12 protein-coding genes and 1 pseudogene are annotated in these 13,340 nt (G+C 65.4%); 6 read left to right on the plus strand and 7 right to left on the minus strand.

The genetic code is table 11. From position 1 onward, the window contains the following. Window positions 1–15: 15 nt before the first annotated feature. The 4 genes and pseudogenes from IWX62_RS07900 to IWX62_RS07910 all read left to right on the plus strand — a co-directional run bounded on the left by IWX62_RS07900 (window position 16) and on the right by IWX62_RS07910 (window position 3,140). Entirely contained in the window at window positions 16–648 is a 633-nt protein-coding gene (locus IWX62_RS07900; protein ID WP_196840813.1) for a DUF1684 domain-containing protein, read from the plus strand. Window positions 649–725: 77 nt separating this feature from the next. Then, window positions 726–869 (plus strand): annotated as a pseudogene (locus IWX62_RS16250) (MerR family transcriptional regulator); the annotation flags it as partial. 29 nt (window positions 870–898) lie between these two features. Next, the gene (locus IWX62_RS07905) at window positions 899–1,399 is read left to right on the plus strand and encodes a hypothetical protein (protein WP_333483306.1); all 501 of its coding nucleotides are present in this window, start codon (window positions 899–901) and stop codon (window positions 1,397–1,399) included. A 91-nt stretch (window positions 1,400–1,490) separates the two neighbouring features. After that, the gene (locus tag IWX62_RS07910) at window positions 1,491–3,140 is read left to right on the plus strand and encodes a stealth conserved region 3 domain-containing protein (protein WP_196840814.1); all 1,650 of its coding nucleotides are present in this window, start codon (window positions 1,491–1,493) and stop codon (window positions 3,138–3,140) included. Window positions 3,141–3,186: 46 nt separating this feature from the next. On the opposite strand, the gene IWX62_RS07915 is transcribed toward IWX62_RS07910, so the two are convergent. From IWX62_RS07915 to IWX62_RS07945, 7 genes are all read right to left on the minus strand, one after another. Next, the gene (locus IWX62_RS07915) at window positions 3,187–4,098 is read right to left on the minus strand and encodes a phosphodiesterase (protein WP_196840815.1); all 912 of its coding nucleotides are present in this window, start codon (window positions 4,096–4,098) and stop codon (window positions 3,187–3,189) included. Between the two features lie 159 nt (window positions 4,099–4,257). Continuing rightward, window positions 4,258–6,360, minus strand: coding sequence for a hypothetical protein (locus tag IWX62_RS07920; RefSeq protein ID WP_196840816.1), 2,103 nt, complete (start codon window positions 6,358–6,360; stop codon window positions 4,258–4,260). Beyond that, window positions 6,357–7,457, minus strand: coding sequence for a glycoside hydrolase family 130 protein (locus tag IWX62_RS07925; protein WP_196840817.1), 1,101 nt, complete (start codon window positions 7,455–7,457; stop codon window positions 6,357–6,359). Before IWX62_RS07925 ends, IWX62_RS07920 begins: the two co-directional genes overlap by 4 nt. A gap of 6 nt (window positions 7,458–7,463) precedes the next feature. Then, the gene (locus IWX62_RS07930) at window positions 7,464–8,219 is read right to left on the minus strand and encodes a carbohydrate ABC transporter permease (RefSeq protein ID WP_333483300.1); all 756 of its coding nucleotides are present in this window, start codon (window positions 8,217–8,219) and stop codon (window positions 7,464–7,466) included. 169 nt (window positions 8,220–8,388) lie between these two features. Then, the gene (locus IWX62_RS07935) at window positions 8,389–9,339 is read right to left on the minus strand and encodes a carbohydrate ABC transporter permease (RefSeq protein ID WP_196840819.1); all 951 of its coding nucleotides are present in this window, start codon (window positions 9,337–9,339) and stop codon (window positions 8,389–8,391) included. An 11-nt stretch (window positions 9,340–9,350) separates the two neighbouring features. Next, window positions 9,351–10,643, minus strand: a complete 1,293-nt coding sequence (locus tag IWX62_RS07940; RefSeq protein ID WP_196840820.1) for an extracellular solute-binding protein — start codon at window positions 10,641–10,643, stop codon at window positions 9,351–9,353. A gap of 39 nt (window positions 10,644–10,682) precedes the next feature. Continuing rightward, entirely contained in the window at window positions 10,683–11,720 is a 1,038-nt protein-coding gene (locus tag IWX62_RS07945; RefSeq protein WP_196840821.1) for a LacI family DNA-binding transcriptional regulator, read from the minus strand. A gap of 249 nt (window positions 11,721–11,969) precedes the next feature. Between IWX62_RS07945 and IWX62_RS07950 the strand changes: the two genes are divergently transcribed. Further along, entirely contained in the window at window positions 11,970–12,146 is a 177-nt protein-coding gene (locus IWX62_RS07950) for a DUF1059 domain-containing protein (RefSeq protein ID WP_196840822.1), read from the plus strand. Beyond that, on the plus strand, window positions 12,143–13,288 hold the full coding sequence (locus IWX62_RS07955; protein WP_333483282.1) for an EAL domain-containing protein: 1,146 nt from the start codon (window positions 12,143–12,145) through the stop codon (window positions 13,286–13,288). Before IWX62_RS07950 ends, IWX62_RS07955 begins: the two co-directional genes overlap by 4 nt. Window positions 13,289–13,340 lie beyond the last annotated feature (52 nt).

Here is a 13,340-nt window from a genome sequence, read left to right on the forward strand (position 1 = left end):
GGCCAGTAGGCTTGGATGATGCCTACAGCTACCGCAGCCCTCCAGATTGCTGACTGGCGTCAGCAGGTTTTCGACCTCTACGCCCAGGTGCGCGACAGCGCCCGGTCCGACTCGCCGTCGGCGGCGCACGCCCTGTGGCGTGCCGGACGGGACCGGCTCTTCGCCACGCATCCCGCGTCGCCCCTGGATGCGTCGGCGGCCGCCTCCTTCAACGGTCTCGCCGTGGCCGGATACCAGCCGGACTACCGGTTTGAGGCAGTGATCGACGACGACGGCGTGGGCGAGGAGATGACTGTCCCCACCGGGACGGACGGGACCGTGGCGTTCCAGCGGCTCGGCACCGTGGGGCTCGACGGCGTCGGGCGGCTGGCTCTGTGGCGGCTCGCCTCCTACGGGGGTGGGCTGTTCCTGCCCCTACGCGATGGTTCGGCCGGACAAACAGGCGGCACCTACGGCGGCGGTCGGTATGTGCTGGACACGGTCAAGGGCTCGCACCTCGGCGTGGTGGGCGACCGTCTCGTCGTTGACCTGAACTTCGCCTATAACCCGTCGTGTGCCTATGACGAGGCCTGGGCCTGCCCCCTGCCCGGCCCGGATAACCGGCTCGACACCGAACTCCGCGTCGGCGAGCTGTATTCCACCTACTAGCACTCGGAGTTACTCCTTCCGTAGCGTGATGTGGTCCAGTGGACTCATGTCCCGTCCCACTGAGGAAGGCCCCGCTCATGTTTTCGTCCTTTGTTCCGCCGCGTCAGGTCAGGATCGGTGACGCAGCATCGTTTGTCGGCACCACACCGCGGGCGATCCGCCACTATCACGAGATCGGGCTGCTCCCCGAGCCCGAGCGGGGCAGCGACAATCGCCGCCGCTACGGCTACGAAGAGATGATCCGCCTCCTGTGGATCCGCAAGATGGCCGACGCCGGGATCGCCCGCCTGACCTGGACAACCTGCTGGTCATCGAGCGGATCTTCGGCCCGCCCGGTGCGGCTGTCAATGCGACCCGGTACATCGCTTTGGCCACCCACCCGGGTCTGCGGGAGGCATCCGACCGCGTTGATGCCGCGGAGGAGGCACTCGATGACACGGTCACCGTCGACGACCCCCGCGTGGCACGGGTGGCTGCCGAACGGCACGCCTTCGAATTGGCGCTGAATGCCGTCATTGAGGATTCTGGCCTGGCTCAGGACGACGAGGCGATTTTCGACGCCTGGGACGATCTCCACCCGGCTGTTGCTGAGGGCGTTCAGGACGAGGCTGGCCAAGGGGCCGGCACCGGGCAGAAGTCCGGGACCCTGATTGAAGCTGTTGGAAAGATGCCCTACGACTGGTCTCCGGCCCGCCTGCGTTGCATTGAGTTAACCCTGGAACTGGACGCCAGCGAGTCGACGGCTCCCTAACCTGCGCCACGGCCCCAGACCCGCGGGACCGTCAATTGCGCCATGCCGATCTCGCGGCCAACGGCCGGGTCGACCAGCGGACCTGCCAGTGGTGAGCAGGCTTTATCATGGAGCTAAGACACCCGGTACCCCTCTGGAGGATCACATTACGGATACTGCCGCCCAACACGATATCTACTTCGGCGCGCCCGAACCCGTCAACGAGGCCGAAGTCCTCGAGTCGGCGTCGCGCGCTGCAGTAGCGCGTTTCAACGACCGTGCCGACATCACCACCGTCAAACGCCGTTTCACGCTGATCAACCAGAACGTCACCCCGCACCAGGCGATGGTGGAGGATCTGCTGTTCATCCGCGCCGCGCTTGAAGGCGCTGCCATTGAGTACCTGCTGGTGCGCGGCAATGATGAGCGTCCGGTGATCGCGATCGACCTGAAGCACCGTGACCGTCTCCGCGACGCCCTCGTCGCAGCCTGCGAGAATGAGCCGTTCTACTCCCGCACCGTGGACACGAAGCGCAAGACCACCCTCCTGGTGACCGACGGTTCCCTGTCCCACAGCAGCAAAGCCCGGATCTTCCGCCTGTTCCGCCCCCGGATCGAACCGATCGGCGGCCTGGCGTTCGGGCCGTCAGCCGGCGTGCAGATTGAGCTGTGGAAGCTCGGCGGCGACACCATCGAGCTGCCGGTCGAGAACTCCCTGACCCGCCGCAACCTCCCCTCCTCCGAGGTGGTCCGCGGGTCGGTGGAACGCCACGGGCTGATGTGGCCCACGATCGACAACATGTTCGCCGATCATGCGACCGACATCGACTTCGAGATTGACCTGGTGTTTTCCTGGGTGGACGGCAGTTCACCCGAGTTCCAGGCCGCCCGCGCCGCACGGATGCAGGGCGCCGTGGTGGGTTCGGGCGACGATCACGAGGCACGGTTCCGTCAGATCAACGAGCTGAAGTACGCCTTGCGGTCGGTGTACATGTTCGCTCCGTGGGTCCGCCGGATTTTCATCGCCACCGATTCGGACGCGCCCTCCTGGCTGGCCGATCACCCGTCGGTGACCCTGGTCCGCTCCGAGGAGCATTTCAAGGATCCGTCGGTGCTCCCGACCCATAACTCGCAGGCCGTCGAAAGCCAGCTCCAGCACATTCCCGGGCTGTCGGAGCACTTCCTGTACTCCAACGACGACATGTTCTTCGGCCGCCCGGTGTCCCCGGACATGTTCTTCTCGCCGGGCGGGATCACCAAGTTCATCCAGGCGGACACCCGCATCGGGTTGGGCGATAACGACGCCGAGCGCAGCGGCTTCGAGAACGCAGCCCGGGTCAACCGCCGGCTGTTGCATGAGCGCTTCGGCAGGATCACCACCCGGCACCTCGAACACACGGCGGCTCCCCTGCGCCGCAGCGTGCTCCTGGAAATGGAGGAAGAGTTCGCCGCCGAGTTCACGGCCACCGCCGCGTCACGGTTCCGCGCCAAGGACAACATTTCTGTCACCAACTCGCTGTACCACTACTACGCGTTGCTGACCGGCCGGGCCGTCACCCAGGAGTCAGCCAAGGTCCAGTACATCGACACCACCATGCGGTCGGGGCTGCGCAGCCTCAACAAGTTGCTCGACAAACGGCACACCGACTTCTTCTGCCTCAACGACGGCAGTTTCCCCGAGGTCCCCGCCGAGGAGCGGGCCCGGTTGGTCACCGATTTCCTGGAGAAGTACTTCCCCATCAAGGCGCCCTGGGAAAAATAGCCGGACCGAGGCCGGGAGCCTGATAAAAAAGCCAGCGAGCCTGCGCTCAGGCCCCGGTGAGCTGGCGGGCCGGTGCCGCGTCGGCAATCGACACACCCGCGGCCTCGAGCCGGCGGCGTGTTTCCGCCAGCGGGACGGTCTCGCCCACCGGCCGGTACGCGCCAATCGGCACCACCGAGTGCACAATCGTGTCCTCATAGACGTGGACCAGGTTGTAGGCCTGGGCACCGTCCTGCCCGCGGGTACCGCCGCCGTCGTACCCCAGATCCTGGGTGTAGCAGGTGGCCGACGCCACGGAGACCGGCACCCCGGCGAAGGTGGCGGTGGTCGAGTAATGCAGGTGCCCGGCCAGGATGCCGCGCACGTCGGACCCGCGGACGACGTCGGCCAGTTGGCGTTGGCCGCGCAACTCCACCAGGACCGAGAGGTCCTGCACGCAGGGAATCGGTGGGTGGTGCAGTGCCAGCAGGGTGCCGTGCGGCGCCGGGGTGAGGAGCTCATTGGCCAGCCACACCAGCTGGTCGTGGCTGAACTCGCCGTGATGGTGGCCCGGCACCGTCGAATCAAGGGTGATGATGCGTAGCCCGTTGATGAGGTAGCTGCGGTCGATCGGGGCGGAGTCGGGTGCCTGATCGAGCAGGCCGACCCGGAAGTTGGCCCGGTCATCGTGGTTGCCCATCGCCCAGATCACTTCGGCGCCGAGCTTCGCCGCGGCGGGTTCGACAATGGCGCGGAGCTTCGCGTAAGCGTTCGCTTCGCCCCGGTCGGCCAGGTCTCCGGTGAAGACCAGCGCTTCCGGCCGGGCTCCCGAGTCTTCCAACTCGGTGAAAATCTGTCGTAACCGGGCTTCGCTATCCACCGCCCCGTACAGTGGCCCGGGCCCACCGAGCAGGTGGGTGTCGCTGAGGTGGAGGATAAACTGCTGCGGCCGGGGATGCTCGGCCGTCCGGTAATTCATGGTGACCTTCTAGGTAGCTGGCGGTAACCGTTTACAACCTAATTGACCTCCATCAAAGCAGAGATCAAACCAATAGCCGGTGAACACCGCCCGGCAAGTCGGATAACGCTTGACGAGCGACCGCCCGGCCAGGGTTCCCCGGCCGGGCGACCATCCTTTTTACTTGCGGACCAGCGAGGTCTCAGTGAAGCCTCCCGGCGCCACGTACACCGTGCCCTGATCCTTGCCCTTACCCTTGACTTGCGCCTTGCCCTTGCTGCCCGGTAAGGCAACCGGCTGCCCTGCCGCATCGTAGGCCTGCTGTTCCAGCCAGTACCCGCGCGGCACTTTCACCTGGTGCAGCGTCTTCTTCTCGGCGGCACTGACATAGATGGTCGACTCCCCTGCCGGACCGTCCACCGTCACCGAGGAGATCAGCGGTTGGAGAAGCAGCGCGTCGATCGAAGCGGGACCACCGTCGACGGCTGCGCTCACGCTGCGCTCTCCACGCTTCAGAACCCGGTCGAGGCTGAACGGCTGCAACAGCCCCGGCGCGTCGGTGATGCCCTGCTCGCCCGCCCCACCATTCGGGGTGGTGCCGAGCTTCCGTTTCCCCGACCAGGTGGTGGTACCCGCGTCCTCAATAGTCCGGTTCACGATCGGATACACGTTGCGTTCCTGCTGGTGCGCGGGCACCGGGATGCGCAGACGTGCGCCGGCGCTCAGTTGCGCGTACGCGCCGCCGGAGATGTTCGCCTCCCCGGTCCACGCCGACTCGGCCGTGATCATGCTGCCGTTGCCCTTGATGGTCCCGGTTTCCGCTTCCACCACGGTGAGCCCGTCGGTGGCGACGGTCTGGTCAATACCCAGGGCGTCAGCCTTCAACGCCGGGTGGGCGTCGAGGACCAGCATGGACAGCAACCCGTGGATGGTGGACTCGGCACCCGAGTTGAGGTTGACGGTGCCATCGGACTGGACACCGTCGAAGGTGACACCCGTTGCCGGGTTGTAGGTGGGCTCGCCGCTACGATTGGCGCCGAAGTACCAGCCACCCATCACCGCCGCCAGCTCATACAGCCCGGTGGCACCCGTCGCTTCGGCCGTCGAGACCAGGCTTTGCAGCCGCGAGTCGACGCCGTAGGCGATCTGCACCCGTTCCGAGGGAGTCGGCGTCCACGCGTTGTCCGGCCCACCGGCGGCGATCAGCTGAGCGGTGAAACCGGCGGTGTCCTTGACGGCCGCGTCGGCCAGGTCCGGCCGACCCAGCACCACTGACGCGTCGGCGACGGCGGCCGGGGCCATGCCGCCCCAGGCGTGCCAGAAGGTCTGCGATTTGGTCCAGGGCAGGATGGCACCGAAGGGCCAGGCCCGGGTGTCCCCGGCCGACATCTCGGCGATGCCTTCGCTCAGTTGGGAGAGCGCCGTCCGGGCCACCTCATCGGCCGGCTCGACAGCAACATAGGCCGACAGGCCCAGTACCGCTTCGGCCGACGCGTCGGCGCCGTTGGCGATCAGCCAGGCCGGAACCGCCACGCCGTCGGCCACGTCATACTGGCCGTACCGGCCCAGCGACTGGCGGTTCAGTGCGCCGAGCGACAGGTGCAGGCGCTCCTGCAGGAAGGCGGCGAACTCGGGGTCGGCCTCGCTGAACGCTGCGTAACCCTCGCCGAGGGCCCACACCGTGCGGGCCACCCAGTAGGATTCAGCCGAATCGCTGGGGTCCGGCAGTTCAATGGGTTCGGCGCTGGGGTTGAGGTCGCCGTCGGTCTGCTGCCAGAGCACCACGTTCCCGGCATTGGGGCCGTCAGTGGTCTGCAGGTAGGCCAGCGACCGCAGGGTCTGGAAGGCCGACTCCTTGCTCGCTTCGCTCCCGGTCTGCTGCCAGTGCCTGAGGTACACCACTGCGGTGCGGGAGATGTCATCAGCGTTGTAGGCGCCCTGGCTCCAGTCGCCCTCGGCGTTGAGGTTTCCGCCACCGATTTTCCGGTAGGTGCCGTCGTCGTTCCGGTCGGCGTACGTCCACGGCGCCAGGGCCGTGGGCTGGTCGCCTGATTGGTAGGTACTGTGACCGGCAATGTCGGGAACCGGTACCTCGTCAAGCAGCCAGTCCAGGTGGGAGGTGTTGGTCAGGGGTGCCGTTTCGGCAGCCCCGACCGCAGGAAGGACCGCTGCGGAAACCGCTGCGGCCGGGGCAGCAGCCACCGGTGCCATCCCGACGCCGACGATGGCCAGTGAGACACCGACGGCCAGGCACGGGATGCATGCCGCCCGTACGACGCTCATGACGCGACCCGATCAAGGCGGGCCACACCGATTTTGGAGTCAGCCATGCCGTAGAAGACGAAGAGTTGACCGTCGATTTCCTCGATGGCCGTGGGAAAAACCACGTTGGGCACGATGCCCGACTTTTCGTCCTCGGTTTCCGGGGCCAGCAACGGTTCGCGGCTGCGGGCGATCACGATCGATGGGTCATCGGCCGAGAGGATCATGGCCGCCGCCGAATAGTTGACTTTCTGCTGGTGGTCGAACGCCGACTTCTCCAGAGCACCCGCCACCCCGTGGTGAATGATGAGCCAGCCTTCGTCGACCCGGATGGGAGGTGGGCCACCGCCGATCTTCAGTTCCTCGAACTCGAACTCGCTCATCGCCACGAGGGTGTGTTTGCCCATGTGGACCAGGTTGCGGAGGTCCCTTTCGACGTCCTCAACGGAGACGTAGGAGATCCAGATGCCGGGCCGGTTGTCGGTGATCCCGGCGGGCAGGTGCTCGCCCTCGCCCTCGCGGATCCAGCCCAGATCCCACATGGGGCGGTGCAGGAGCGCGTAGGAGGGGACGCCGTCGGGGTCGTTGACCGGTTCGGGGAAGAACACGCCGTCCTTGTTGGGGAACAGGTTCAGGTCCATGGACAGGTCGGCCTTGTACTCGAAGAAGCAGGGGCCGAGCCGCTGCCAGGTCCGCAGATCGGTGGACGTGGCGAAGGCCATCCGGGGGCCCATCGGCCCGTACGCCACGTAAGTCATCAGGTGCAGTCCGAGCGAGGGCACCCACGTGGTGCGGGGATCCTCGGTGCCTGAGTTATTGGTGCCGCGTTCCCAGCCCTCATCCGGTGCCAGGACCACACCCATCCTGTCGACGCCGGTGGGTACCCCGTTCTCGATCACTATTTTGGCTAGCCCCACACGGGAGACGTTGCCTTTGGAGACCAGCCGGGGCAGCAGGTACAGTTCCCCGTCCGGTCCGCGGCCGCTGGCCGGGTTGAGGACCCCTTCGGCCTCGAAGTCGTTGCCCTCCTCGGGGCTCATGATGACACCGGCACGCGTCAGGGTGAACGGCACGGTGGGTAACAGGGTGGTGGGGGAAGCTGTGGTTTGCGAAGTCATTGAAGGTTAGCCCTTTGCGCTTGATCCGATATTGGTCGAAATGAACTGGCGTTGGAAGAAGATGAACAGTGCGACGGCGGGAGCCGCGAGCACGCAGGCACCGGCCAGGATGGCACCGAACGGGTTGGCGGCGGTGGCCGCAACGTTGGAGATGTAGTTGGCGAGGGACACGGCGAGGGGTTGGAACGCGGTGTCCTTGGTGACCAGGAACGGCCACAGGAACTCATTCCACGGCCCGATGAACGTCAGCAGGATGGCGGTGACGATCGCCGGGCGCACCAGCGGAATCGCGATCTGCAGCAGGATACGGAGCTCGGATGCCCCGTCGATCCGAGCCGCCTCAAACAGGGAGACGGGCAGCTGCAGAAAGTACTGCCTGAACACGAACACCGCGGTTGAGTTGATGGCGAACGGCAGAATCATGCCCAGATAGCTGTCCGCCAGCCCGTAATCCCGCACAATGAGCACGTACAGCGGGATCAGCAGCAGCTGGAACGGGATCATCTGGACCAGCAGCAGCATGGCAAACACCACGCCCCGCCCACGGAACTGCATTTGCGCCAGGGCGTAACCCACCGGGATCCCGAACAGCACAGTGCACAGGATCACCCCGCCGGTGAAGATCCCCGAGTTGACCAGGCCCCGAAAGAGGTTGATCGACTCGTTGATCAGGACGTAGTTCGCTCCGGTAATGTTCCCGAAGTTCGGGAACGCTCCGGCCACCGAGGTGTCGGGTTCGGTCTGCAGGGAACCGATGAGCATGTAGTAGAAGGGAAACAGGAACACGAATGCGCCGACGGCGAGCAGGATGAAGCTGAAGGGCCGCAACCCACGGTGCTTGTCGGTCGATGAGGCCCGCAGTGCCGGGGCCGGGGTGACGGGTGGCGCGGCCGACGTCGTACTGAGGGCCGGCTGGAAGTCCTTGGCCATGTCAGTCGTCCTTTCCGCCGATAAAGCGGCGTTGGAGGAATGCCAGGAGCAGAACCCCGAGCACCAGGATGACGCCGAGGGCGGCAGCCGTATCGGGATTGCCCTGCAGGATGCCCTGCTGGTACATCAGGAACACGGGTGACGTCGAGGCGCCGTCAGGTCCGCCACCGCCGGTGAGGAGGTAGGGCTCGGTAAACAGGTTCGCACCGGTGATGGTGGCGAGCAGGGTAACGAGGAAGCTGGCGGGCCGGACGCTGGGAATCGTGATGCTCCAGAATTGCCTGATCTTCCCTGCGCCATCCACCGAGGCGGACTCGTAGAGTTCCTCCGGAATGTTCTGCAGTGCGGCCAGGTAGAGCAGGATGAAGAATCCGAGCTGCTTCCAGGTCACGTACAGTGCCACGGTCGGCATGGCCAGGCCCGAGTTCACGAGCCATGACGGGTCCGGGCCCAACGGACCCAGAAGCGAGTTGATCAAGCCGTTCTGGGAAAAGAGGAACAGCCACACGCCGACGACGGCGACGCTCGCCGTCACGTACGGAACGTAGTAGCTGACCCTGAAGAACGTGCGGAGCCGGGTGACCCGGTTCAGTGCGTTGGCCAGCACCAGCGACAACACCACGGTGAGGGGAACATTGATGATCAGGAACACGCCGATGTTCGCGAACGAACGGCCGACGTCGGGATCCGTGAGGACCGCCGCATAGTTATCGAACCCGACAAAAGGCCGTTCGACGGCGACGCCCGGGGCGGTGAAGAAGAAGTCGTGGAAGGAAATGTAGACGGCATAGCCGAGGGGAAAAGCGAGCACCGCGAGGATGAAGAGAACATACGGTGCACTGAACGCGAGCCCCAGGGGTTGGCGTCCCAGCAGTCTGTTGCGCCGGCGGGAGGCGGGACCCGGGCTGGTACCCGGATCCCGCGGCTTACCGACGGTGGTTGAAGCAGTCACCGTCGGTCCGTCTACTCTTCGGAGGCGAGGGTGGTGATCTCCTCGGCGGCGGTGGTGAACGCGTCGTCGACTGTTTCGTTGCCGAAGATCACCGATGCACCGTAGGCGTCACGGAAGGTCTGCCAGATTTCCACCGAGTTGGGGACGTTGGGGACCTCGACGGCCCGAGAAGCCTGATCGGCGAACTCGGTGTAGTCAGGGTTGGCTGCGAAGTACTCGGCGTAGGCCTCGCTCAGGTCGGCGCGGATCGGCATCTGGCCGGTCGCTTCCAGCAGCGCTCCGTCCTGCTCCTCGCTGGTGGCGAATTTCATCAGGTCCCAGGCGGTCTGCTTGTTGTCGCAGGCCGAGTAGATGGCCATATTCTTGGCGTCCGAGAAGGTATAGCTCTCATCGCCTTCGGCAAGACCCGGCACGGGTGCTGTCCCCCAGTTGACGTCGTCGCCGTAAACCGGGATGGCCCACGGACCGGAGATGGCGATGGCTGCCTTCCCGTCGACGAAGGAGTCGCCGGTATAAGCCTCCTGCGAGGACAATCCTTCCTCGTACATGGTCTGCCACATCCCCGCGACTGCTTTGCCTTCCTCGGTGTTGAAGGCTGCCTCGCCGTCAACCACCAACTGCGATCCACCGGATGCTGCAGCGAAGAAGGGGTAGAAGTCGAACCAGGACTGGTAGAACTCGCCAGCCGGGGAAGGCCACATGGCATACTCGGCTTCACCCGATTCGACCAGGGTGCGGGACGTTTCCAGGAGTTCGTCCTGGGTGCCCAGTGCAGGGTTCTCGGGGTCGAGCCCTGCCGCCTCGAACATGTCCTTGTTGTAATAGAGCACTACCGGGTTGGATTTCCAGGGTAGCTGGTAGTACTGGCCGTCAGCTGACTTGTACTGCTCGGCGACCTCGCCGCTGCGGGATTCGACGTACTCGACGCCGTCCTCGAAGGTGTCCAGCGGGACAAGGCCCCCCATTTCCTCGAACTGCGGAACTGCGACGGGCGCCGTGTTCATGACAATGCAGGGGGCGTTGCCTGCGGTGATCGCAGCGGCAATGACCTCCTCGGAGCTGGTCCCCGCGGGGATCTCCTGGGCGGTGACCTCCTGGTCGGGGTTGTCAGCGTTCCAGGCTTCAACCATCGCTTCGCCCCACGCGACTTCCTGCTGGTTGTTCGAATACCAGATGGTGATGGGACCGCTGGTCAGCTCTCCATCGCTGGCTGCGTCGCCGCCGCCCCCGCCGCAGGCGGCAAGTCCCAGACCCATCATGGCGGTGGCCGTGATGGCCAGTGCTCGCTTGGTGTATCGCGTCATTGCGTTTTCTCCTAGATCACTTTCACTGTGGTTGATGCGCTAGCTACTGCCGGGGGTACTCCGGCCTTGGGGTGCCGCGGTGGACCCGCGGGTAATAAGTCCTGGCGCCGGAAGGACGACGTCGTCACCATCGTGGGTGCCTTCGAGCTGGTTGAGCAGTACCTGCGCTGCGGCGCTGCCCCAGAGCAGCGGGTCGCTGCCGATGCTGGTCAGCGCTGGGTTGAGGTACTGGGCGTATTCGGTGTTGTCGTAGCCGGTGATGGAGAGGTCGTCGGGAATCCGCAGCCCGTGCTGCTGCGCGTAGGCCTGCCCCGCAGTGGCCATGATGTCGTTCGCGTAGACGATGGCCGTGGGCGGGTTCGTCCGTGCCAACAGGTCGGCCGTAGCGGCCACGCCCTCAAGTGCTCCGAAGTCCGCCTCGATGAAGAGATCGTGGTGCAGCCCGTTCAGGTCAAGCGTGTTGGCCCACGCGTTGCGCCTGCTCAGACCATGGATGTAGTGCTGGGAGCCGCCCACATGAGCAATCCGGGTATGACCCAGGTCAACGAGGTGCTGGACGGCCTGACTGATTCCCTCGGTATCATCCATGCAGACCGCAGGGAACGGCGACAGGGTGTTGGGGCGGTTCAGGGTGACAGCCGCGAGCCCCAGTTCCAGCAGCAGGGCGATCCGGGAATCGTCGGTGCGCATGTCGCTGAGGATGACACCATCAACCCTGCCCTCGTGTGCCAACCGCCGGTAGCTGGCTTCCTCGGCCCCCGGTTTGGTGGCGACGGTCAGGACCAGGGAATAGCCGCGGTCCGCCAGGGTGGTCTCGATGCCCGCGATAAAGGTGGGGAAGAACGGGTCGCTGCCCAGCAGCTTCGGGTCACGGGCCACCACCAGGCCGAGCGCGTAGGCCTTGGACGAGGACAGGGACCTGGCCCGCAGGCTGGGCGTCCAGCCCAGGGCGGCAGCGGTGCTGAGAATCCGTCGGCGGGTATCCTCGCTGACTCCTGCCTGCCCGTTGAGGGCGTAAGAGACAGCACCCTTACTCACTCCGGCAGCCCGGGCTACGTCACTGATGGTTACCGCCATTGTCGCCTCGTTCCTCCGCTTACAGGGCCCGGGTTAGGTGATACGCATCACTTAACCGGTTAAGTAAACTTAACTAAACCGGTTCAGTGGCCGATAGTCAAGATCGTCTTTGAATACTGGGGGTGTTCAAGCCGGTGGTGCGGCAGTCTTTCTGCGCCACTGTGGCGAATAACGTTCGAAGTCGCTTGGGTACAATCACGTACCGTTAGGCAATTCACCGCCAAAGAAGGCGTAGCACAAGGAGATTCGATGAAGTCGTTTGCATGTGGTGATGTGGTTCCCGGTTGCGAAGCGAAGTGGGTGTGCAGCTCAGACGACGAAATCCTCGCCCGGGTGGGCGCTCACGCCGCCGCGGTTCACGGCATGACGTCGGTGCCAGACAGTCTGGTCCAGTCTGTCCGCGGTGCCATCCAACCAGTTAGTTGATTTCTGCCACCGGCTCCTCCCGGGCCAACCGCGGTGACGCACCGGCCTGGGAGGAGTTGCTGGCGCGTGCCTGCCGTGGCGACGGACTCGCGGCGGCCTACCAGCCGATCATCGACACGTCCCGTGGCTCGGTGGTCGGCTACGAAGCGCTGGCCCGGTTCCCCGGCTTTGAGGAAAAGAACCCCGAGGTCTGGTTCGCTGCCGCGCGTCGGCACGGACGGAGCGCTGACCTTGAGTCGGCCGCCCTGCGGGTAGCTCTGCTGGCGCGCCCAGATTTGCCCACCAACTGCTTTTTGACCCTCAACGTCTCCCCCGAGCTCCTCACGTCGGAGCCCATCCGCGCCGTCTGGCGCCAGGAGGGAGACCTCGGCGGACTGATCGTCGAGCTCACCGAGCAGACCCCCATCGATTCCTACCTTGAGCTGGAACCGGATCTGCACCAGCTGAGGTCAGCGGGTGCGCTGATCGCCGTCGACGACGCCGGGGCCGGCTATGCCGGGCTGCGGCACCTGCTGCAGCTGCGCCCCTCCATGATCAAGATTGACCGGGAACTGATCCAGGATGTTGACCGGGACGAGGCAAAACGGGCACTGATCGAAATGCTCGGGATCTTTGCCAGCCGCGTGGACGCCTGGATCCTCGCTGAGGGCGTGGAACGGGTTGAGGAACTCGACACCCTGGTCAGCCTGGGTGTCCCCCTTGTCCAGGGGTACCTGCTGGCCCGACCCGCACCACCGTGGGCGGGGATCGATTTTGAGCTCGCCCACCGCCTGGCGTCCCGGCAATCAGCCGCCCGGAAGACCGTCCTGCGGGACGTCGTCGAGCCGGCGCCGGCGGTCCTGGACATGGGTGAGGCCATCGGGGCGTTCACCGAGGACCCAGGGCTGGCCTCGGTGGTGCTGATCGATGCCGATCTGCGACCGATCTCGGTGCTCACCCCCGATGCCGCGGCGCTGGGCGTGGTGAGTCAGGGTATGCGCGCCAACCTTGACACCCCCCTGGGCGACGCTCTTGACCGGTCAATGACCCGCGAGGCCGCCTACCGGTTCGAGCCGCTCCTGGTCACCGACAATGCCGGCCGGTTCACGGGGATTGCACGGCTGGAGCGGATGATCACCGCCCTCACCGTGATCGAGCCCTAGCAAGCCTGACAGGGTGGCCTGTTGTCCTGCCCGACCTGCCGGACCTGCCGGA

This window comes from Arthrobacter sp. CAN_A1, assembly GCF_015751665.1.
Lineage (GTDB): Bacteria > Actinomycetota > Actinomycetes > Actinomycetales > Micrococcaceae > Arthrobacter_D.